Genomic DNA, 21,536 nt, shown 5'->3' on the forward strand with positions numbered 1-21,536 from the left:
CGCCATGGGCGCGGGTCACGCACACCGGCTGTACCGGCACGGGCACTCGCCCGTGCACGGGCTGCCGCCGCACACCAAGCTCGCCGCCGTCTTCGCCTTCGTGCTGGTCGTGGTCTCCACGCCGCGCGAGGCGATGTGGGCGTTCGGGGTGTACGCGGCGCTGCTGGCCCTCGTCGCGTACCACGCGCGCGTGCCCGCGGGTTTCCTGCTCAAGCGGCTGCTGATCGAGGTGCCGTTCGTGGCGTTCGCGGTGCTGATGCCGTTCGTGGCGGAGGGCGAGCGGGTCGAGGTCCTGGGCCTCTCGCTGAGCGTCAGCGGTCTGTGGGGCGCCTGGAACGTGCTGGCCAAGGGCACCCTCGGTGTCGCCGCCTCCGTCCTGCTGGCCGCCACCACCGAACTGCGCGAGCTGCTGCTGGGCCTCCAGCGGCTGCGGCTGCCGCCGCTGCTGGTGCAGATCGCCTCCTTCATGATCCGCTACGGCGATGTCATCGCCGACGAGATGCGGCGCATGCGCATCGCGCGCGAGTCGCGCGGGTTCGAGGCGCGCGGGGTACGGCACTGGGGAGTGCTCGCGAAGTCCGCGGGTGCCCTCTTCATCCGCTCCTACGAGCGCGGCGAGCGCGTGCACCTGGCCATGGTGAGCCGGGGGTACGCCGGTGCCATGCCGGTCATCGACGAGGTGACCGCGTCCCGCGCGCAGTGGTCGTACGCCCTCGCCCTGCCGTCCGCCGCGCTCGTCGTCTGCCTGCTGGGATGGACCCTGTGACCGAAACGACCACCGACACCGCCCCCTCGCTGGAGGTCTCGGGCCTGGCCTTCGCCTACCCGGACGGGCACCAGGCCCTGTTCGGCGTGGACTTCTCGATCGGGCGCGGCGAGCGGGTCGCGCTGCTCGGGCCGAACGGTGCCGGCAAGACCACCCTCGTGCTGCACCTCAACGGCATCCTGACCGGCGGCGCCGGCACCGTGCGAGTCGCCGGGCTGCCGGTGGGCAAGCGGCACATGGCCGAGGTCCGCCGCAAGGTCGGCATCGTCTTCCAGGACCCGGACGACCAGCTGTTCATGCCGACGGTCCGGGAGGACGTGGCCTTCGGTCCGGCGGCCGCCGGGCTGAAGGGGGCCGAGCTGGAGGCGCGGGTGGACCACGCGCTCGAGCAGGTCGGCATGGCGGCGTTCAAGGACCGCCCGCCGCACCACCTCTCCTTCGGGCAGCGGCGCCGGGTGGCCGTCGCGACCGTGCTCGCGATGGAGCCGGAGATCCTGGTCCTGGACGAGCCGTCGTCCAACCTGGACCCCGCCTCCCGCCGCGAGCTCGCCGACATCCTGCGCTCCCTGGACGTGACGGTGCTCATGGTCACCCACGACCTGCCGTACGCCCTGGAGCTGTGCCCGCGCTCGCTGATCCTCAGCGAGGGCACCATCGCGGCCGACGGCCCGACCGGCGCGCTGCTCTCGGACGACACCCTGATGCGCGCCCACCGCCTGGAGCTGCCCTTCGGCTTCGACCCGCGGTCCGTGACAATGGGCGCGTGACGGGTCAAGACGACGAACTCGCCGACGCGGGCGCCGGGGCCGCCGGGCAACTGCTCCTCGACCAGCAGCTGTGCTTCGCCCTGTACGCCGCCCAGCGGGCGGTGACGGCCGCGTACCGGCCGCTCCTCGACGAGCTGGGCCTCACCTACCCGCAGTACCTGGTGCTGCTGGTGCTGTGGGAGCGCGGCGAGACGACGGTGAAGGAGCTGGCGGGCGCGCTGCGGCTGGACTACGGCACGGTGTCGCCGCTGCTGAAGCGACTGGAGAGCGCCGGTCTGGTGCGCCGGGAGCGCGCGCCGCACGACGAGCGCTCGGTGCTGGTCGCGTGCACCGGGCGCGCGGAGGAGCTGCGGGAGCGCGCGGCGCGGGTACCCGGCGCCCTGCGCACGGCGACGGGGCTCGATCCGGCGGAGGTCGCCCGGCTGCGCGAGGAGCTGTGGCGCGTCGCCCGCCGCGCGGACGACGCGGCGGCCCGCGCCCGCTGACGCCGACGGGCGCGCCCGGCACCCGCCACCCGGCGCCCGCGCCGACCAGCCGACTGTTACCCACGGTTGCCACCCCCTGGTCGCACCCCGCGAACCTACTCATCGGTACCTTGTGCACAATGCATCCGGACGCCGCCTCCGCGCGCTCCGCGCTGCCCGCCGCCGTGTCTGCCCTGGGGGAGGTCCCGCCGTGTTCGAAGGCGCCACCGTCGACACCCGCCCGACGAAGATCATGTACGTCGCCGAGGCGACCGCGCACGGCGGCCGGGACGGCTATGTCACCAGCCAGGACGGCCAGCTCGAACTGCGGGTCGCGATGCCGCCGGAGCTGGGCGGGGACGGCAACGGCACCAACCCGGAGCAGCTGTTCGCGGCGGGCTACAGCTCCTGCTTCCACAACGCGCTGGTCCTCGTCGGCCGCCGGGAGGGCTACGACCTGAGCGGCTCCACGGTCGCCGCGAAGGTCGGCATCGGCCCCAACCCGCAGCGCGGCTACGGCCTCGCCGTCGCCCTCAGCGTCTCGCTGCCGGTCCTCGACCAGGAGGTCGCCTCGCAGCTGGTGGACGCGGCCCACGAGGTCTGCCCGTACTCGAACGCCACCCGCGGCAACATCGACGTCACGATCCTGCTCGGCTAGCGAGAACGGGCGAGAAGCGGCCCGGACGGAGGAATCGCAGGCCGTCCGGCCGCGTTGCACCCACTGTCGCAGGTGAGTCACCGGAACGGAGTACGGACGTGGACGTGGATGTGAACGGCTCGGTCGCAGCGGGGTTCGAGCCGGTCAGGGACGCGTTCGTACGGAACTTCGAGACGCTGGGCGACCGGGGCGCCGCCGTCGCCGTCTACCGGGACGGGCACAAGGTCGTGGACCTGTGGGGCGGCACCCGGGACGTCGACGGCACCGAACCCTGGCAGCCCGGCACCGCCCAGATCGTCCGCTCGGCCACCAAGGGCGTCGCCGCGGCCGTCCTGCTGCTGCTCCACCAGCGCGGCGAGCTGGACCTGGACGCGCCGGTCGGCGAGTGGTGGCCGGAGTACAAGGCGGCGGGCAAGGAAGGCACCCTGGTCCGCCATCTGCTCGCGCACCGCGCGGGCGTGCCCGTGCTGGACCGCCCGCTGACCGTCGCGGAGGCCGCCGACCCGGTGCTCGGCGCGGCGGCGGTCGCGGCGCAGGCGCCGGTGTGGGAGCCGGGCACGGACCACGGGTACCACGCGCAGACGTACAGCTGGCTCACCGGCGAGCTGGTGCGCAGGGTCACCGGCCGGCCGATCGGCGAGTGGATCGCGCGGGAGATCGCGGGTCCGGTGGGGGCGGACTTCTGGCTGGGGCTGCCCGAGGACCGGGCGGCGCGCGCCGGCCGGGTCGGGCCGGTGGCGGCCCCGGAGGCGTCCGGCGCCCTGCGGACCCGGCCGAAGCGCGCGGTCGCCGACGCCTACGCCGACCCGGACTCCCTCACCCGCCGCGCCTTCGCGGCGATCACCCCGCAGCCCGACGAGAACGACCCCGCCTACCGTGCGGCCGCCCTCCCGGCCTCCAACGGCGTGGCCACCGCGGACGGCCTGGCCCGTGTCTACGCCGCACTGATCGGCGAGGTGGACGGCGGGACCCGGCTGTTCGCCCCGGAGACGGTCGAGCTGGCGCGCGGCGAGCAGTCCGCGGGCCCGGACCGGGTGCTGGTCGTCGGCACCCGCTTCGGCCTGGGCTACATGCTGCACGGCAGCGCGTCCCCGCTGCTGTCCCCCGGCTCCTTCGGCCACCCCGGCCGCGGCGGCGCGCTCGGCTTCGCCGATCCCGGGTCGGGCATCGCCTTCGGCTATGTGACGAACGGGTTCCGCAAGAGCGTCACGGCCGACCCCAGGGCGCAGGCCTTGGTGAGGGCGGTACGGACCGCCCTCACCGCGTCCTGACTCCCCGCCCGGACCCCTCAGACGTGGATGGGGTGCGAGATCCGCCCCGACGCCGAGTCGATCTCGCCGTGCGCCTTGGTGAGCAGTTGCATGGCGAGTTCGTTCAGCGCCCGCGCGCCGGCGATCTCCTCGCCGACCCTGGGCTGATTCGCGTCCGTGTGGTGCCTGCTGGCGCGGCCGCGGGACCGTACCTCGGTACCGTCCGGCAGGCGCACCAGCGCGACGGCCTCGGTGTGCTGGGTGTCCTCCTTGAATTCCAGCTCGACGTGCCATCCCACTGCGGTGTGCATCATGACGATCACCTCCGGAAGACCTGATTCCAGGGTGCGCCTGAAGGCGTACGGATGCATCCATTCGGGGATGTTCCGGATGTATTCGACGAAAAGGCAGGACCGGCGCGAGGACGGGCGGACGGAACATGGGCACTTATGCACGGCTCGGCAAGGTCGACACCTGGTACGCCGAGCACGGCGCCGGTGAGCCGCTGGTGCTGCTGCACGGCGGGCTGGTGGACTCCCGGTTCTTCGAGCCGAACCTGGGGCCGCTCGCCGAGCACTTCCACGTCTACACACCGGAGCGCCGGGGCCACGGCCACACCCCGGACGTACCGGGCCCGATCACCTACGGGCTGATGGCGGACGACACCGTCGCCTTCCTGGAGGCGGTCGTCGGCGGCCCGGCAGACCTGGTCGGTCACAGCGACGGGGCGGTCGTGGCGATGCTGGTGGCCATGCGGCGGCCGGATCTGGTGCGGCGGCTGGTGATGATCAGCGGCGGCTTCAGCAAGGACGGCGAGGCGGCGCCGGACGCCGGCTGGGACGTGGACGCGATCTTCGAGTTCCTGGGCCCGTCCTACGGCGAGGTGTCACCGGACGGCATCGGCCACTTCAAGGTGGTGGCGGCGAAGATCGGCGAGATGGCGGCGCGCGAGCCCTTCCTGAAGCCCGCCGACCTCGCCGCGGTGACGGCCCGTTCGCTGCTGGTCTTCTCGGACGACGACCTGGTGACCATGCGGCACGCGGCGGAGATGTACGAGGCGCTGCCGAACGCGGAGCTCGCCGTCGTCCCCGGCACCTCGCACTTCCTCACCCAGGAGAAGCCGGCCCTGGTCAACTCGCTCGTCCTGGACTTCCTCACCCGGGAGCCGGTCGCCACGGTGGCCCCGATCCGCCGGGCCCGCAGGCCCTGACGCGCCGGCGGGCGCACCGCCCGCTCCTCACCCCGCGTGCAGCATCAGCCCGATGCCGATCACCAGCAGTCCCGCCGCCGCGATCCGCGGCATGCCGAACCGCTCTTTGAAGAACACCGCCCCGATCGCCGCCCCCACGATGATGGACGACTCCCTGAGCGCCGCGATCGGCGCCAGCTCCGCCCGGGTCTGCGCCCACAGCACCAGCGCGTACGCCACCACGGACATCAGCGCGCCGAGCAGCCCCAGGGCCGCGTACGGGCGCAGGGTGGACGCGAGGTCGCCGCGCCACCGGTACAGGGCGTAGGCCGGGATGACCGTCCCCTGGATCAGCATCAGCCAGGCGATGTATCCGAGCGAGGTGCCGGAGGCGCGCACGCCGAGCCCGTCGACCAGGGTGTACACGGCGATGGTCAGGCCGGTGGCCAGCGCCGCCCCGATCGCCGCCCAGTCCGGGCGCCGTCCGCGCAGCCCCCACAGGGCGACTCCGGTCAGTCCGGCGCAGGACAGCGCGACGCCCGCGGCGGCCCAGCCGTCCGGCACCTCGTGCGCGAAGACGGCGGCCAGGACGGTGACAACGAGGGGCGCGCTGCCGCGGGCGATGGGGTAGGCCTGGCCGAAGTCGCCGAGCCGGAAGGACCGCATGAGCAGGGCGTAGTAGGCGATGTGGACGGCGGCCGAGCCGAGCAGGTACGGCCACGCGGCCGCCGCCGGGAACGCCGCGAACGGCACCAGGGCCAGCCCGATCAGGGCGCCGCCGCCGGATATGAGGGCGAACCCGACCAGCTTGTCGGTGATGCGGTGGGCGATGGCGTTCCAGCCGGCGTGGGTGACCGCGGCCGCCAGCACGGCCGCCGTGACCAGTGGGGTCACGCGTTCGGCTCGCGGACGTCCACCAGGGTGCCGCCGGCGTGTGCGACGAGCGTCTCGGGTTCCATCGGGAAGACCGTGTGCGGGTCGCCGGCCGCGGCCCACACCACGTCGTGGCCGAGCAGGCCGCGGTCGGCGAGGACGCGGGTCCTCGTGCGGTGCCCGAACGGCGGCACCCCTCCGATGGCGTACCCGGTGGTCTCCCGGACGACGTCGGCCCGGGCCCGGGTGACCTCGGTCGCGCCGAGCGCCTGCCGCACCAGTTCGAGGTCGACGCGGGAGGCGCCGTCCATGAGCACGAGGACCGGGACACGGTCGGCGGAGAAGATCAGCGACTTGCAGATCTGGCTCAGCTCGCAGCCGATCGCGGCGGCGGCCTCGGCGGCGGTACGGGTATGGTCCGGGAACCGGCGGACCCGTCCCAGCACCTCCGCCAGCCCCAGCTCCCGCAGGGCCTCGGCGAATCGTGGGTGGGCTCCGGCGTTCCCGGTGTCGGTGGCAGCGCTCGTCATGGAGGGCAACCTAGCGGTGCGTGTACACGGCACGCGACCGTGTTTCGCGCGCCGGAACGGCCCATGGGAACGAGGAAGCCGGTGAGGGCGCCCCGTCCCCACGGAACCCTCACCGGCTGGTCTCATTCGGTGCGCGCGGTCAGGCGCGGGCCAGTTCCCGGTCCTCGTCCGGGTCCTTGCGGCCGTCGGAGGCGGTGCGCAGGCCCTCGCCCTCCACGTCCACGTTGGGCAGCACCCGGTCCAGCCACTTCGGCAGCCACCAGGCCTTCCTGCCGAGCAGCGCGAGCACCGCCGGGACGATCGCCATGCGGACGAGGAACGCGTCGAAGAAGACCGCGATGGCCAGGCCGAAGCCGATCATCTTGACCATGGACTCGCTGGAGCCGATGAAGCCCGCGAAGACCGCCATCATGATCACCGCCGCGGCCGTGACGACCCGCGCGCCGTGCTTGAAGCCGGTCACGACCGCCTGGCTGGGCTTCTCGCCGTGGACGTACGCCTCGCGCATCCGGGTCACGAGGAACACCTCGTAGTCCATCGCCAGACCGAAGACCACGCCGACCATGAAGATCGGCATCATCGACATGACCGGGCCGGTCTCCTCGACGCCCATGAGGCCGGACAGCCAGCCCCACTGGAAGACCGCGACCACCGCGCCGAGCGCCGCCATCACGCTGAGCAGGAAGCCGAGGGCCGCCTTCAGCGGGACGAGGATCGAGCGGAAGACCACGATCAGCAGCAGGAAGGCGAGACCGACGACCAGCGCGAGATACGGCAGCAGCGCGTCGTTCAGCTTCTGCGAGACGTCGATGTTCATCGCCGTCGCGCCGGTGACCAGCACCTGCCCGTCCTTGCCCGCGGTCAGCTCGGCGCCGCTGTCGCGGATCGCGTGCACCAGGTCCTCGGTGGTGACCGAGGACGGCTTGGCGTCCGGGACGACGGTGATGGTGGCGGTGTCGCCGGCCTTGTTCGGCGCGGGCGGGGTCACCGTCACCACGTTGTCCAGGCTCTTGATCTCGCCGGAGACGTCGTCGAAGAGCGCCTGCGCGTCCGCGCTGCCCTTGCCGTCGACGACGACCATCAGCGGCCCGTTGAAGCCCGGCCCGAAGCCCTCCGACAGCAGGTCGTAGGCGCGGCGCTGGGTGGTCGAGGTCGGCTGGGAGCCGTCGTCGGGCAGGCCCAGTTCGAGCGAGGCGGCCGGGACGGCGGCGGCGCCGAGGCCGAGGATGCCGAGCAGCAGCACGGCCACCGGACGGCGGACGACGAAGCTGGCCCAGCGGGTGCCCATGTTGGGGCGCGCCGGCTTCTTCGCGGCGCGGCCGCCGCCGAGCAGCTTGCTCTTCTCGCCCGTCGGGCGGACCCGGCGGCCCGCGTAGCCGAGCAGCGCGGGGATCATGGTGAGGGCGATCAGCACGGCGATGGCGACGGTGCCCGCGGCGGCGACGCCCATCTTGGTCAGCATCGGGATGTTGACGACCGACAGGCCGACCAGGGCGATCACTACGGTCAGACCGGCGAAGACGACCGCGGAGCCGGCGGTGCCGACGGCCCGTCCGGCCGCCTCCTCGCGTTCGCGGCCCTCGGCGAGTTCCGCGCGGTAGCGGGAGACGATGAACAGGGCGTAGTCGATGCCGACCGCGAGGCCGATCATCGTGGCGAGGGTGGAGGTCGTCGAGCCGAGGTCGAGTGGGCTGGCCAGCGCGGTGATCGTGGCGACGCCGATGCCGACGCCGATGATGGCGGTGAGCAGCGGCAGCCCGGCCGCGAGCAGCGAACCGAAGGTGATCACGAGGACGACCGCGGCGACCGCGATACCGATGATCTCGGAGCTGCCGGTGTGCGGGACGGCCTGGAGCGCGTCACCGCCGATCTCCACGGTCAGCCCGGCGTCCCGCGCGTCGGCGGCGGCGTCCTCCAGGGCGTCCTTGCTGGCGTCCTCCAGCTCCATGCCGGAGACCTTGTAGGAGACCTGCGCGTAGGCGATGGTGCCGTCCTTGCTGACGGACTTCGCCTGGTACGGGTCGGCGACGGAGGCGACCTCGGAGCCGTCGGACAGCTCCCGCACGGTCTTCTGGACCGTCGCCTTGTTCTCGGCGTCGGTCATCTTCTCGCCGGCGGGCGCCTTGAAGACGACGCGCGCGGTGGCGCCGTCGGCGCTCATGCCGGGGAAGCGCTCCTCCAGCAGGTCGAAGGCCTTCTGGGCCTCGGTGCCGGGGATCGAGAAGGAGGTGGTGCCGGGGGCGGGCGCGCTCGCCGCGCCGACACCGGCGAGGGTCAGCAGCGCCACCCATATCAGGGCGACGACGTGGCGTCGCCGGAAGGCGAGCCGGCCGAGTTTGTAGAGGAACGTGGCCACGAGGGCTTACTCCCGGTCAGGTCGTTGATGGTGCGGGGCAGGGGTGATGGCGCCCGCGGGGAGGCAGGGGTCATCGGCCCGACGACGTGAGCGGTCGCGTCAGGTGCTGGTCGGAGCGTTGCTCAGGTGGTGGGGACGCCGAGGGCGGGGAGGACCACGGCGTCGATGTACGAGATGAGGAAGTGCTGGGTCGGCGGCAGTTCGTCGATCAGCGTCCGGGTGGCGAACGCGCCCAGCATCATGTGCAGCACGAACTCCATCGCCGGGTTGTCCGCACGGACCTCACCGCGGTCGACGGCGCGCCGCAGCACCCGCCTGAACTCGTCCAGCTCCGGTTCGACCACCAGTTCCTTGAACGCCCGCAGCAGATCGGGGTTCATGTGCACGGCCATGGCCAGGGCCCGCATCAGCGCGGAGTTCTGTTCCATGGCGCAGTCGTCCTCGCGGGTCACGAGGGCGAGGAGGTCGCCGCGGAGCGACCCGGTGTCGACGTCGGCGACGCCGCCCGGTTTCATCTGCCGCATCGCCGTCGCCACCAGTTCGGCCTTGCCGCCCCACTGGCGGTAGAGGGTGGCCTTGCTGGAGCGGGTGCGGGCGGCGACGGCGTCCATGGTCAGGGCGTCGTAGCCGACCTCGCGGAGCAGGTCGAGCACGGCGGCGTACAGCTCGGCCTCGCGCTCGGGTGTGAGCCGGCTGCGACGCGGGGTCGCGACTTCGGCCATGCCCTCACCTCTTCCTGGTCTCCGAACGACACGGTTTCGTACGCGTCCACAGTAGCGCGGCCGCTCAGCGAAACGAAACGGTTTCGTTCGTGTGCTGGGTCACGTCTGTTCGAGCCGCATAAACATCCGCATGGACATCCACGCAGGCATCGCATAGACATCCGGTCCCCGGTACCCCCACACCCCGGATCAACGCCCCGAATCCGCACGAGTTGCCCGGCTCCCGGCACCGGAAAAGCATGAAGAGGTGACCTATCTGCGCCTGCCCCACCTCCACGACGACCGGCTGTGCTTCGTCGCCGAGGACGACCTCTGGCTCGCACCCCTGGACGCCCCCGGCCGGGCCTGGCGGCTCACCGTCGACCGCACCAAGATCGGCCACCCGCGCTTCTCGCCCGACGGCCGTCACATCGCCTACACGAGCTGGCGCAGCCTCGTCCCGGAGATCCATGTGATCCCGGCGGCGGGCGGCCAGTCCCGCCGGCTCACCTACTGGGGCAGCCCCGACACCCAGGTCTGCGGCTGGACACCCCCCGAACCCGACGGCACCGCCGACATCCTCGCCGTCGCCTCCCACGGCCAGCCCTTCTCCTACTTCACCTGGGCCTACAAGGTCTCCCCCGACGGCGACCCCGGCCGCAAACTCCCCTGGGGCCCGGTCTCCGACATCCAGGTCGCCGACCTCGCCGACGGCCACAAGACCCTGCTGCTCACCGGCACCCCGCCGCACGAACCCGCCGCCTGGAAGCGCTACCGCGGCGGCGCCATGGGCCGCCTCTGGCTGCACGGCAGGCGGCTGCTCGCCGACCTGGAGGGCCACCTCCACTCCCCGATGTTCGTCGGTGACCGGATCGCCTTCCTCTCCGACCACGAGGGCGTCGGCAACCTCTACTCGTGCGCCCACGACGGCTCCGACCTGCGCCGCCACACCGACCACGACGCCTTCTACGCCCGGCACGCCGCCAGTGACGGCACCCGGGTGGTCTACCAGTGCGCGGGTGATCTGTGGCTCGTCGACGATCTGGCACCCGACTCCGTGCCGCGCCGGCTCGACGTACGGCTCGACGGGCCGCGCACCGGCCGCCGCCCCTACCAGGTCCCGGCCGCCCAGCACGTCGACGGCCTCTCCGTGGACGACACGGGCCGCGCCAGCGCCGTCGTCGTCCGCGGCAGCCTGTACTGGCTCACCCACCGCGACGGCCCCGCCCGCACCCTCACCGACACCCCCGGCGTCCGGATCCGGCTGCCGGAGATGCTCGGCTCCGGCGCCGAGGTGGCCTATGTGACGGACGCCGACGGCGAGGACGCCGTGGAGATCGCCTATCTGCCGCGGGCCACCGGCGACCGCGAGCCCCGGCGGCTCGCCTCCGGCGAACTCGGCCGCGTCCTCGAACTGGTCTCCGACCCGCAGGGCGACCGGCTCGCCATCGCCTCGCACGACGGACGGCTGCTGCTGCTCGACGCGACCGAGGAGTCCGGCGGCGAGGTCACCGAGCTGATCCGCTCCATCAACGGCCCCGTCCGCGACCTCGCCTTCTCGCCCGACGGGGCCTGGCTGACCTGGTCCCACCCGGGCATCGGCCGCAGCCTGCGGCAGATCAAGATGGCCCGGATCAAGGACCGCTTCGTCATCGACGTCACCAACGGCCGCTTCGAGGACGAGAACCCCGTCTTCACCCGCGACGGCCGCTACCTCGCCTTCCTCTCCTGGCGCGGCTTCGACCCGGTCTACGACGTCCACACCGGCGACCTGTCCTTCCCGCTCGGCTGCCGCCCCTACCTCGTCCCGCTCTCCTCCGCGACCCCCTCCCCCTTCGCCCTCGACCCCGACGGCCGCCCCGCCGCCGGCGGTCTCGGCCCGATCGGCGACACCGGGGACACCGGCGACGAGGAGGGCGGCGAGGGCGGCACGGCCACCGTCGAGGTCGAGGGCCTCGCCAACCGGGTCACGCCGTTCCCGGTCGCCGCCTCCAAGTACTCGGCGCTGCACCCGGTCGCGGGCGGCGGACTGGTCTGGCTGCGCTGGCCGATCTCCGGCGCGCTCGGCGAGACCTTCGTCAACCCCGACGACACCAGCGGCCGTCCGACCCTGGAGTACTTCAACATCAACAAGGCCAAGCGGTCCGAACTCGTCGGCCACCTCGACTGGTTCGCCGTCAGCGGCGACGGCAGCCGTCTCGTCGTCGTCGACGAGGGCGACCTGCGCGCGGTCCCCGCCACCGAGTCCGGCGACAGCGACACCACCACCTGGATCGACCTGCGCCGCATCCTGCACGAGGTCGACCCCGGCGCCGAGTGGCGGCAGGCCTACGCCGAGGCGGGCCGGCTCATCCGGGACTACTTCTGGGAACCGGGCATGTGCGGCATCGACTGGGACGCCGTCCTCGCCCAGTACCGCCCGCTGGTCGACCGCGTCGCCTCACCCGACGAGTTCGCCGACCTGCTGCGCGAGGTCCTCGGCGAACTCGGCACCTCGCACGCGTACGTCTCCGCCGCCCGCCGCAACGAGGGCCCGCCCCACTACCAGCGCTGGCAGGGCCTGCTCGGCGCCAACCTCGCCCGCCGGGACGGCGGCTGGACGGTCCGGCGCATCCTCCCCGGCGACTCCTCCGACTCCAAGGCCCGTTCCCCGCTGGCCGGTTCGGGCATCCGCGAGGGCGCGATCCTCACCCACGTCGACGGCCGGCCCGTCGACCCGGTCGCCGGCCCCTACCCGCTGCTCGCCGGAGCGGGCGGTACGACGGTGGAGCTGACGTTCACCCCCGCCGAGGGCGAGGGCCGCTCCCGCCGCGTCGCCGTCGTCCCGCTCATCGACGAACGGCCGCTGCGCTACCAGGACTGGGTGGCCAAACGCCGGGAGGTCGTACGGGAGCTGAGCGGCGGCCGCTGCGGCTATCTGCACATCCCCGACATGGGCGGCTCCGGCTGGGCCCAGTTCAACCGCGATCTGCGCATGGAGGTCTCCCGCCCCGCCCTCATCGTCGACGTACGCGGCAACGCGGGCGGCCACATCAGCGAACTCGTCATCGAGAAACTGACCCGCACCATCCTGGGCTGGGACCTCACCCGCGACGCGGCACCGGTGTCCTACGCCTCCAACGCCCCGCGCGGCCCGGTCGTCGCGCTCGCGGACGAGGCGACCTCCTCCGACGGCGACATGATCACCGCCGCCTTCAAACTCCTCGGCCTCGGACCGGTCGTGGGCCAGCGCACCTGGGGCGGAGTCGTCGGCATGACCGGCCGCCACCGCCTCGGCGACGGCACCGTCATCACCGTCCCGATGAACGCGGCCTGGTTCGACGCGTACGGCTGGTCCGTCGAGAACAAGGGCGTCACACCCGACCTGGAGATCCTGCGCACCCCGCTGGACTGGGCCGAGGGCCGCCACGCCCAACTCGACGACGCGGTCCACCTGGCGCTGAACCTGCTGAAGTCCAACCCTCCGGCCACCCCGCCCGACTACTCGGCCACGCCGGACCGTTCCCGCCCGAAGCTCCCCCCGCGCACCACCTGAGAGACGGGAACGCTCAATCACCTCAGAGGCGCGGGCTGCTGCGCGAGGACCCCGAACCCGCCCGCACCCGACGACGCACCCGCCAAGTCGGGCAACAGCACAGGGGCAAAAGCACAGGGTGCCCCCTGAGACAGAGGGCACCCTGAGTTCCGGCCGAAGCCGAGCGCGGCGACTAGGCGTCGTAGTCGTCCACGAGGCGGTCTTCCTGCTCACGCCGCTCGCGCTCCTCGCGCTCCCGCGTCGTCGGCTCGTCCTCACGACGCTGGCCGCGGCGGTTCTGGACCTGCTCCCGCGTCTGGTCCATCTTCTCGCGCGCCTGGTTCTGCCACTGCTCGGCCTGGTCCTGGAACTTGTCCTTCATGCCCATGTGGTGTCACTCCCTGAAAGGGTTGGGGGATGGGGCTCCCTCAGATTCACACGGGCCACCACGCTCTGCATGTCGATCAGTCACGCTGTGTAGCGCGCACCGCGCGGGCCTGCTCGTCCGCCGCTCCGCCGGCCCCCACCAGCCCGGTGCGCATCCCCTCCAGCCGGTCCGCGAACCGCCGCATCTCCCGTTGTCCGACCGTCCCGATCAGCGCCGGCAGGTACCCGCGCACGCCCTGCATCCCGCGCAGCCACCACTGCCCGTAGACATGCGCGGAGCGCCGCTCGATCCCGGCCACCAGCCGGTCCACCGCCGGGCCCAGCGGATACGTCTTGTTCGACGGCCACGGCAGCCGCTGCCGCAACTCCCGCATGACGTCCTCCTGGTCGGCGCCGCGCACCATGTCGGTGTCCGTCCAGGACAGGTAACCGACGCCCACCTTCACGCCCTTGTAGCCGACCTCGGCGCGCAGGCTGTGCGCGTACGCCTCCACGCCCGACTTGGACGCGCAGTACGCGGTCATCATCGGCGCCGGGGTGATGGCCGCGAGCGAGGCGATCTGGAGCAGGTAGCCGCGGCTCTCGGTCAGCACCGGAAGGAAGGCCCGCGCGGTCACCGCCGAGCCGATGAGGTTGACCTCGATGACCCGCCGCCACGCCTCGGGATCGGAGTCGGCGAACGGACCGCCGGTCGCCACACCGGCGTTGGCGACCACGATGTCGACCTTCCCGAACCGCTCCTTCACCTCCCGCGCCACCCGCGCCATCGCCTCGTGGTCGGTGACGTCGGCGTACCAGTGCTCGCTCTCGCTGTGCAGCCGCGAGGCGACGTCCTTGAGCGCGTCCGGCTCCAGCCCGACCAGCGCGACCTTCACCCCGCGCGCGGACAGCTTGCGCGCCAGCAGCTCACCGACGCCGCGCGCGGCCCCCGTGACGACCGCGACCTGCCCTTCGAGGCTCACTCCGGTCATGCGCCCTCCCTCACCTTCGCGTACGTCGTGACGAGTTCCCGTATCTTCCCGGTGACCAGCTCGGGCGCCTCCACCGGTGTCATGTGGCCGAGCCCGGCCAGTTCGCTGATCCCCACACAGTTCGGCAGCGCGGCGACGAGCGCCCGCGCCTGCGCCGGCGGCGTGAGCCGGTCGTGCGAGCCGACGACGACCGCCGTGGGCGCGCTCAACTTCCGTACGCCGTGGTCGAGATCGAGCAGTTCCAGGACGCTCGCCCAGGAGTGGCGCACGGCGCGCGGGCAGGCGTGCACGATCCGCGCGCACGCCTCCACCATGTGCGGGTGGGAACCGGCGCCCATGGTCCCGTACTTGAGGATCCGTCTCGCGAGCGGCGTCACCGGGCCGAGCGGGGCGCGCGAGCCGAGGACGCGCCCGGTCAGCCAGGTCCGCAGCCGCCCCGCGCGCAACGGCAGGACCGTGGCGGCGGCGACCAGGTTGGAGCTTCCCGTGCTGCACAGCAGGACGGCCGCCGCGTGCTCCCGCACCCGTGGGCGCTCGGCGGCCGCCATCACGGTCATCCCGCCCATGGAGTGGCCGACGAGCACCGCCTTCTCGCCGGGCGCGAGGGTGGCGGCGAGCACGGCGTCCAGGTCGTCGGCGAGGGCCTCGGTGCTGCACGCCCGGCTCACGGGGCTGCGGCCGTGGCCGCGCTGGTCGTAGGCGACGACCTTGTGGTCGGCGGCCAGGGCGCGGAGCTGCGCCGCCCAGAAGGCGGTCGAGCAGGTCCAGCCGTGGATCAGGACGACGGCGGGCGCGTCCTTCGGCCCGTGCACCTCGACGTGCAGCCGCGCGCCGTCCGCGGAGACGACGGTCAGCTCGCGGGCGGGGGCGGGCGGGGCGTAGGGACCGGAGACGACGTGCAGGAGGCGGCTCATATGGCGGCCTCGGTGGCGGCGGACTCGGCGGCGGGCTCGGCGGCGCCGGTGCTCTCGGCGGTCTTCGCGGGCGGTCGCAGCACCTCGTACTCCATGAGATCCACCCGCCGGGTGGCCCGCCGGAACTCCGCCGTCGTACCGGGCCAGACGGTGGTGTTGCGGCCGCTTGCGTCCAGGTACCAGCTGGTGCAGCCGCCGGTGTTCCACACCGTGCGCTTCATCCGCCCCTGCACCCGCCGGTTCCAGGCGTGCACGGCGCTGGGACGAGCGTCGAGGGCCGCGCGGCCGCCGAGCACGTCGAGCTGCCGTACGAAGTCGGCCAGGTAGTTCAGCTGGGACTCGATCATCAGGATCATCGAGGAGTTCCCGAGACCGGTGTTCGGCCCGATGATCGTCATCCAGTTCGGGAACCCGGCCGCGGAGGCGCCGCGCAGGGCCTCCATGCCGCCCTTCCACACCTCGGCGAGGGTCCTGCCGTCGGCGCCGACGACCCGCTCGGCGATCGGCATGTCCGTGACGTGGAAGCCGGTGCCGAAGATGATCGCGTCGGCCTCGGTCTCGGTGCCGTCGGCGGCGACCAGGGTCGAACCGCGGATCTCGGACAGCCCGGAGGCGACGAGGTCGACATTGGGCCGGGCGAGCGCCGGGTAGTACTCGCTGGACAGCAGGATCCGCTTGCAGCCGATGCGGTAGTCCGGGGTCAGCTTGGCGCGCAGCGCCGGGTCCTTGATGGCGCGGGCCATGTTGCGCTTGGCCAGCTGCTCGACGAAGCCCAGCTCGCCCGGGTGCTTGGTGAACGCCTGGACCTGGAGCTCGCGGATGCCCCACAGGAGTCCGCGCCGGGCCTGGGTGGTGAACGGCAGCTGCCGGTGCAGCCAGCGCTCCAGGCCGCTGATCGCGCGGTCCATCCGGGGCATCACCCACGGGGGCGTGCGCTGGAACAGGGTCAGCCTGCCGACCTGCGGCTGGATGGCGGGCACGATCTGGATGGCGGAGGCACCGGTGCCCACCATGGCGACCCGCTTGCCCTTCAGGTCGTAGTCGTGGTCCCAGCGGGCCGAGTGGAAGACCTTGCCGGGGAACGACTTGAGGCCCGGGATCTCGGGGATCTTCGGGTCGGACAGCGGGCCGGTGGCGGAGACCACGAGGTCCGCGGTGAGCCGGCCGGAGCTGGTCTCGATCTCCCAGCGCAGCTGCTCCGCGTCCCAGGTCATCATCTTGACCTCGGCGTCGAAGCGGAGGTGCGGCCGCAGTCCGAAGGTGTCGGCGACATGCTCCAGATAGGCGCGGATGTGCCGCTGCCCGGAGAAGGTGCGGGGCCAGTCGGGGTTGGGGGCGAAGGAGAACGAGTACAGGTGGGACGGTACGTCGCAGGCGCAGCCCGGATAGCTGTTGTCCCGCCAGGTGCCGCCCACGCTGCCGGAGCGTTCCAGCACCACGAAGTCCGTGACGCCCTCCCGCCGCAGCCGCACCGCGGCCCCGAGTCCGCCGAACCCGGACCCGACGATCGCCACCCGTACATGCTCGTGCTCGTGCTCGGCCATCCCGAAGCCTCCACGCGTCGCTCGTGACCATGCCAGTGAACACTGGCGCAATGGGGAGCGTAGAGGAGAGCCGTACTCACCGGTAGGGGTCGGAACGAGGAAAGTTACCGACGGTACGACTTAGGGTTCCACCGTGGCAGACAAGGCAGAGAAGCAGGCGGACACCCGCGAGTACCGCATGGAGGAGCTGGCCCGCCTGGCCGGCATCTCGGTGCGCACCCTGCGGTTCTACCGCGAACGCAAGCTCATCCCGCCACCCCGCCGCGAGGGCCGTATCGCCTGGTACGACGACCACCACCTGGCCCGGCTGCGCACCATCAGCGCCCTGCTGGAGCGCGGCCACACCCTCAACGGCATCGCCGAACTCGCCGAGGCCTTCGACCACGGCCGCGACGTCGGCGACCTCCTCGGCCTGGGCGCCCCCACCGAGGAGACCCCGGTCCGCCTCACTCCCGAGGAACTCGCCGACCACTTCGCCGGCCAGGCCACCCCCGAGAACCTCGCCGCCGCCATGGACCTCGGCTACCTCGGCACCGACGGCGAGGAGATCGTGCACATCAGCCGCCGTCTGCTGGAGGTCTCCTCGACCCTCGTGCGCGAGGGCATCCCGCTCGCCGAGGTGCTGTCCGCCGCCCAGCGCGTGCGCACCCACGCCGACGCCCTGGCCGACCTCTTCGCCGACCTCATCCTCCGCCACGCCGCCGAGGACCAGCTCCACCACCTGCGCCCCCTGGCCCGAAGCGTGGTGGAGGCGGAACTCTCCCTGGCCCTGGACCGCCGTCTGCGCCGGCAGGAGAAGCCGGACTGACCGGCGCGGTCAGAGGTCGTAGACGACGGTGACCGGCGCGTGGTCCGACCAGCGCTCGGCGTGCGTGGCCGCCCGCTCCACGAACCCCTTGACCGCCTTGGCCGCGAGATCGGGCGTGGCGACCTGGAGGTCGATCCGCCACCCCGTGTCGTTGTCGAAGGCCCTCCCCCGGTACGACCACCAGGTGTACGGCCCCTCGACCTCCGGGTGCAGCGCCCGTACGACGTCGACGTAGCCGCCGGCCTCCGGGGTGAGCACCTGGGTCAGCCAGTCGCGCTCCTCGGGCAGGAAGCCGGAGCTCTTGGTGTTGCCGCGCCAGTTCCTCAGGTCCGCCCGCTGGTGGGCGATGTTCCAGTCGCCGCAGACCAGCACCTCGCGCCCGTCGGCGGCGGCGCGCTCGCGCAGCTCCTTCAGATGGGCGAGGAACTCGTCCATGAAGCGGATCTTCTCGTCCTGCCGCTCGGTGCCGACCTCGCCGGACGGGAGATAGAGGGAGGCGATCGTCACACCGGGCAGGTCGACCTCGGCGTACCGCCCGGCGAGGTCGAACTCGGCCGAGCCGAAGCCGATCCGCACGCGGTCGGGTTCGCGCCGGGTGTAGAGGGAGACGCCCGCGCGCCCCTTGGCGGCGGCGGGGGCGTGCACCACATGCCAGCCCTCCGGCGCCCGCACCTGCTCGGGCAGTTGCTGCGGCTCGGCGCGCACCTCCTGAAGGCACAGCACATCGGCGCCGGTACCGGCGAGCCACTCCACGAAGCCCTTCTTCGCGGCGGCGCGCAGCCCATTAACGTTCACGGAGGTCACAGTGAGCACCCCGGCACGATACCGGCACACTGGACCGTGCCCGGATTTCCCTACTGCATAGATGTACGATGCCCCACATGAATATACGTCGCGTCCGCTTCGACCACCCCGACGCCGTCAAGCTCAACGACGAGGTCCAGGCCGAGTACCACGAGCGCTACGGCGACGGCGGCGACGCCACCCCGCTCGACCCGGCCGACTTCGAGCACCCGAACGGCGTGTACCTCATCGCCTACGACGAGCTGGACCGCCCCGTCGCCACCGGTGGCTGGCGCCGCCAGGACGAGAACGACGAGGGCAACCAGGACGGCGACGCGGAGCTGAAGCGGATGTACGTGATCCGGGAGATGCGCGGCCTCGGTCTCGCCCGGCGCATGCTCGCCGCGCTGGAGGAGGACGCCCGGACGGCCGGCCGTACCCGCATGGTCCTGGAGACCGGCACCGAGCAGCCGGAGGCCATCGCCCTGTACACCTCCAGCGGTTACGAGCCGTGCGGCAAGTTCGGCTACTACCGCTTTCACGAGGCGAGCCGGTGCTTCGCCAAGTCACTGGCCTGACGTCCGGCCCCGGCGGCGCCTGACAGGGCGTCATCGGGCGGGGCGCGATACGAAGCGACGCGACATGCAGAGAACCCCGCCCGATCAACCGATCGGGCGGGGTTCTCTCAACCGACTCCGAGTTTCCTCGGGGCAGTTGTTGCGGTGGACCTGAGGGGATTCGAACCCCTGGCCCCCTCGATGCGAACGAGGTGCGCTACCGGACTGCGCCACAGGCCCTTGCAACGAGTGAAACTTTAGCACCCCGATCGGCCTGCTCGGAAATCCTCTCCGGGCGGGGCCGCCGTGCCCGCGTCGGGCGAGACCCACGTCACGTCGGGTGCCGCCCGGCGCGTCACTCGTTGGCCGCGCGGGGCCGCTCGCCGTCCTCGTACTGGTCGAACAGCGGCGTACGTCCCCGCTCCCGCGCCCGCCGTGCCGAGGCGGCCCGCCGGGCGTCGCTGCGCCCGCCGGCTTCCGGCCGGTCCGCCGCGAGGTCCGCGTCCCCGTCCGCGGACTCCTCCTGGGACGGCTCGGCGGCGGCCCGGGTCTCCTCCTCGCGCGCGACGGGGCTGGACCGCGCGGAGCTCCACGCGTCCGGCGCTCCGAGGTCGACGTCGGCGGTGGCCCGGGGCGCGACCGGCGCGGTCACGTACGTCGGGAGCGGTACGGGCACCGGGTCCCAGCTGTCGCCGTGGCCCGGCCGCCGCTGCCGCTCGCGCTGCTGGTCGACCCACTCGGCGTGGTCGGTCTGCTCGACGAGCGCCCGCCGGTCCGCGGCGAGCGCGGACAGACCGGGGTCGGTCTCCGGTTCGGGGCCCTCGTCGGGCTCGTCGCTGTCGGCCGGGGCGGACAGCTGGCGGCGCGGCTGGCGCATCCGCTCGCGCAGCCGCTGGGCGGCGGCCTCGGCCTGACGGCGGTCCATCTGGTAGGCGAAGCGACGACGCTCCTGGGTGCGCAGGTACCCGATGTACGCGCTGAGCATCACGGCGGGCACGGCGGGCGCCCACAGGAAGGCGAGCCCTCCGACGGCGGCGACGATCGAGCCCAGCGTGAAGGCGAGGAAGAGCATCACCGTGGTGCGCCGGCGGCGCGCGAGGACCTTGGTGCGCCGGGCACGTGCCGCGGCCGCCTCGGCCCCGGCGGCTCGCCGCGCGTTCGGCACCGGCTTGCGCGCGGGCGGCGCGCCGGCGGCCGCCTGCCCGGGCACCGGGTCCGACGCCGGCGCGGGGGCCGGGACGGACGCCTGGCCCGCGGCGCGCGCCGGGGCCGATGCCGGTCCGCGTACGGGCGCGTCGCCTGCCTGGTCCGCCGGTGTGGCGGTCCGCTCCCGCGCCGGCTCGGCCCGTTCCGCTCCCCGCACCGCGAGGGGCGCCTGGGTCTGGGGGCGGGTCGGGGGCACGGCGAAGGCCCGGACGTCCACCGAGTCGGTGACCGCGTCCGGGTCGCTGCGGGCGGGCTCCTCCTCGTCGGCGGAGCGCGCTTGCAGGTCCTTGGCGTATCGGCGCTCCATGCCGGCCCTTCCGGACAGCAACCGGATGGCTGTGCTGAAGCGTTCCGTCGGACGGGCCTCGTTCAGCTCGTCCTGCCTACGGAGCCACATCGGCACCAAGTAGGCGGCCCAGGCCCCGACGATGACTGCGTAGATGAGGCCGCTGCTGCTCACGCCTCACACGGTAGAGGGGTTTGCGGGAGGCCATCCGCCAATTGAGCCGGTGTGTCGCACGATCTGGCTGATATTTCGAGCTTTTTTTGTGATCGATGCGATCAACACCCTGTCGAGACCGCCAATTCCGCGGTCCCGAGCCGTCATACGCCGATCAATTTCGAACACATATTCAATTTCTGTGTCAGGCGGGATTCCCGGGCGCGTTCTGCGCGTTCCGCGGCCCCTCCGAGGCGCGATCACCCTGGCCGTCCCGCATCCGGCCGCGCCGCCAGCGGTTGAGCAGCCCGTCGGGCACTTCCTCGGCGGTGAGCGCGAAGACCAGGTGGTCGCGCCAGGCGCCGTCGATGTGGAGATAACGGGGCCGCAGCCCCTCCTCGCGGAATCCGAGTTTCTCCACGACCCGGCGGCTGGGCCCGTTCTCGGGGCGAATGCAGACCTCCACGCGGTGCAGCCCCACGGTCCGGAAACAGTGGTCCACGGCGAGCGCCACCGCGGTCGGCATCACACCGCGGCCGGCGACCGCCTCGTCCACCCAGTAGCCGACGTGGCCCGAGCACATCGAGCCCCAGGTGATCCCCGCGACCGTCAACTGCCCGACCAGCCGCCCCTGGTACTCGATGACGAACGGCAGCATCCGGCCCGCGTTCGCCTCCGAGCGCAGATGGCGGACCATCTGGCGGTAGGTCGGCCGGTGGATGACCGGGCCGCCGGGGGCGGGCGGCGGGATGGTCGCCTCCCAGGGGCGCAGCCAGTCCCGGTTGCGCCGGTTGACCTCGCGCCAGGCCCGCTGGTCGCGCAGCTTTATCGGGCGGAGGACGACATCGCCCTCCACCAG

Annotated in this window: 21 protein-coding genes and 1 tRNA gene; 9 read left to right on the plus strand and 13 right to left on the minus strand. The window is 72.7% G+C overall.

The features are described 5' to 3' along the window. Positions 1-4: 4 nt before the first annotated feature. The 5 genes from cbiQ (at position 5) to ABT232_RS03215 (ending at position 3,926) form a co-directional block, all read left to right on the plus strand. A complete protein-coding gene (gene cbiQ, locus ABT232_RS03195; RefSeq protein WP_351835097.1) occupies positions 5-766 on the plus strand; it encodes a cobalt ECF transporter T component CbiQ in 762 nt (253 codons plus the stop codon). Further along, positions 754-1,533, plus strand: a complete 780-nt coding sequence (locus ABT232_RS03200; protein ID WP_351835098.1) for an energy-coupling factor ABC transporter ATP-binding protein — start codon at positions 754-756, stop codon at positions 1,531-1,533. The genes cbiQ and ABT232_RS03200 overlap by 13 nt, the downstream gene beginning before the upstream one ends. Then, on the plus strand, positions 1,530-2,018 hold the full coding sequence (locus ABT232_RS03205) for a MarR family winged helix-turn-helix transcriptional regulator (protein WP_351835100.1): 489 nt from the start codon (positions 1,530-1,532) through the stop codon (positions 2,016-2,018). The genes ABT232_RS03200 and ABT232_RS03205 overlap by 4 nt, the downstream gene beginning before the upstream one ends. Before the next feature lie 232 nt (positions 2,019-2,250). Then, the gene (locus tag ABT232_RS03210) at positions 2,251-2,655 is read left to right on the plus strand and encodes an organic hydroperoxide resistance protein (RefSeq protein WP_450871584.1); all 405 of its coding nucleotides are present in this window, start codon (positions 2,251-2,253) and stop codon (positions 2,653-2,655) included. 104 nt (positions 2,656-2,759) lie between these two features. Further along, positions 2,760-3,926 carry a serine hydrolase domain-containing protein gene (locus tag ABT232_RS03215; RefSeq protein WP_351835648.1) on the plus strand — a complete coding sequence of 389 codons (1,167 nt, stop codon included), beginning with the start codon at positions 2,760-2,762 and terminating at the stop codon, positions 3,924-3,926. A gap of 17 nt (positions 3,927-3,943) precedes the next feature. Here the strand turns inward: ABT232_RS03215 and ABT232_RS03220 are convergent, their stop codons facing one another. Beyond that, entirely contained in the window at positions 3,944-4,219 is a 276-nt protein-coding gene (locus ABT232_RS03220) for a DUF1876 domain-containing protein (protein ID WP_351835105.1), read from the minus strand. A 125-nt stretch (positions 4,220-4,344) separates the two neighbouring features. Here ABT232_RS03220 and ABT232_RS03225 point away from each other — a divergent pair, with 125 nt between their 5' ends. Further along, positions 4,345-5,115, plus strand: coding sequence for an alpha/beta fold hydrolase (locus ABT232_RS03225; protein WP_351835107.1), 771 nt, complete (start codon positions 4,345-4,347; stop codon positions 5,113-5,115). A 27-nt stretch (positions 5,116-5,142) separates the two neighbouring features. On the opposite strand, the gene ABT232_RS03230 is transcribed toward ABT232_RS03225, so the two are convergent. The 4 genes from ABT232_RS03230 to ABT232_RS03245 form a co-directional block, all read right to left on the minus strand. Beyond that, positions 5,143-5,988, minus strand: coding sequence for an EamA family transporter (locus tag ABT232_RS03230; protein WP_351835110.1), 846 nt, complete (start codon positions 5,986-5,988; stop codon positions 5,143-5,145). Continuing rightward, positions 5,985-6,497: a YbaK/EbsC family protein gene (locus ABT232_RS03235; protein WP_351835112.1), complete on the minus strand. Its 513-nt coding sequence runs from the start codon at positions 6,495-6,497 to the stop codon at positions 5,985-5,987. The genes ABT232_RS03230 and ABT232_RS03235 overlap by 4 nt, the downstream gene beginning before the upstream one ends. Positions 6,498-6,636: 139 nt before the next feature. Next, a complete protein-coding gene (locus tag ABT232_RS03240) occupies positions 6,637-8,853 on the minus strand; it encodes an MMPL family transporter (RefSeq protein ID WP_351835115.1) in 2,217 nt (738 codons plus the stop codon). Between the two features lie 122 nt (positions 8,854-8,975). Then, positions 8,976-9,575: a TetR/AcrR family transcriptional regulator gene (locus tag ABT232_RS03245; protein WP_351835117.1), complete on the minus strand. Its 600-nt coding sequence runs from the start codon at positions 9,573-9,575 to the stop codon at positions 8,976-8,978. Positions 9,576-9,822: 247 nt separating this feature from the next. On the opposite strand from ABT232_RS03245, the gene ABT232_RS03250 reads away from it, so the two are divergent. After that, complete coding sequence (locus tag ABT232_RS03250; RefSeq protein WP_351835120.1) at positions 9,823-13,089, plus strand: S41 family peptidase; 3,267 nt, start codon at positions 9,823-9,825, stop codon at positions 13,087-13,089. Positions 13,090-13,261: 172 nt separating this feature from the next. On the opposite strand, the gene ABT232_RS03255 is transcribed toward ABT232_RS03250, so the two are convergent. The 4 genes from ABT232_RS03255 to ABT232_RS03270 all read right to left on the minus strand — a co-directional run bounded on the left by ABT232_RS03255 (position 13,262) and on the right by ABT232_RS03270 (position 16,884). Then, on the minus strand, positions 13,262-13,456 hold the full coding sequence (locus ABT232_RS03255) for a hypothetical protein (protein WP_351835122.1): 195 nt from the start codon (positions 13,454-13,456) through the stop codon (positions 13,262-13,264). A 76-nt stretch (positions 13,457-13,532) separates the two neighbouring features. After that, positions 13,533-14,426, minus strand: coding sequence for an SDR family oxidoreductase (locus ABT232_RS03260; RefSeq protein WP_351835124.1), 894 nt, complete (start codon positions 14,424-14,426; stop codon positions 13,533-13,535). Beyond that, positions 14,423-15,340: an alpha/beta fold hydrolase gene (locus ABT232_RS03265; protein ID WP_351835126.1), complete on the minus strand. Its 918-nt coding sequence runs from the start codon at positions 15,338-15,340 to the stop codon at positions 14,423-14,425. Before ABT232_RS03265 ends, ABT232_RS03260 begins: the two co-directional genes overlap by 4 nt. After that, positions 15,337-16,884 (minus strand): flavin-containing monooxygenase, encoded by a 1,548-nt coding sequence (locus ABT232_RS03270; protein WP_351835129.1) that lies wholly within the window; start codon positions 16,882-16,884, stop codon positions 15,337-15,339. The genes ABT232_RS03265 and ABT232_RS03270 overlap by 4 nt, the downstream gene beginning before the upstream one ends. A 178-nt stretch (positions 16,885-17,062) precedes the next feature. Between ABT232_RS03270 and ABT232_RS03275 the strand changes: the two genes are divergently transcribed. Next, entirely contained in the window at positions 17,063-17,692 is a 630-nt protein-coding gene (locus tag ABT232_RS03275; RefSeq protein ID WP_351835651.1) for a MerR family transcriptional regulator, read from the plus strand. A gap of 9 nt (positions 17,693-17,701) precedes the next feature. Here ABT232_RS03275 and ABT232_RS03280 read toward each other — a convergent pair whose 3' ends face one another. Further along, entirely contained in the window at positions 17,702-18,505 is an 804-nt protein-coding gene (locus ABT232_RS03280; protein ID WP_351835132.1) for an exodeoxyribonuclease III, read from the minus strand. A gap of 68 nt (positions 18,506-18,573) precedes the next feature. Between ABT232_RS03280 and ABT232_RS03285 the strand changes: the two genes are divergently transcribed. Continuing rightward, positions 18,574-19,053 (plus strand): GNAT family N-acetyltransferase, encoded by a 480-nt coding sequence (locus ABT232_RS03285; RefSeq protein ID WP_351835135.1) that lies wholly within the window; start codon positions 18,574-18,576, stop codon positions 19,051-19,053. Positions 19,054-19,198: 145 nt separating this feature from the next. Here the strand turns inward: ABT232_RS03285 and ABT232_RS03290 are convergent. The 3 genes from ABT232_RS03290 to ABT232_RS03300 all read right to left on the minus strand — a co-directional run bounded on the left by ABT232_RS03290 (position 19,199) and on the right by ABT232_RS03300 (position 21,533). Further along, positions 19,199-19,272 (minus strand) — tRNA-Ala (locus ABT232_RS03290). A gap of 115 nt (positions 19,273-19,387) precedes the next feature. Continuing rightward, positions 19,388-20,698, minus strand: a complete 1,311-nt coding sequence (gene sepX, locus ABT232_RS03295) for a divisome protein SepX/GlpR (RefSeq protein ID WP_351835138.1) — start codon at positions 20,696-20,698, stop codon at positions 19,388-19,390. 184 nt (positions 20,699-20,882) lie between these two features. Next, positions 20,883-21,533 (minus strand): GNAT family N-acetyltransferase, encoded by a 651-nt coding sequence (locus ABT232_RS03300; protein WP_351835140.1) that lies wholly within the window; start codon positions 21,531-21,533, stop codon positions 20,883-20,885. Positions 21,534-21,536: the final 3 nt, after the last annotated feature.

This window comes from Streptomyces sp. NPDC001532 (assembly GCF_040298625.1).
GTDB lineage: Bacteria > Actinomycetota > Actinomycetes > Streptomycetales > Streptomycetaceae > Streptomyces.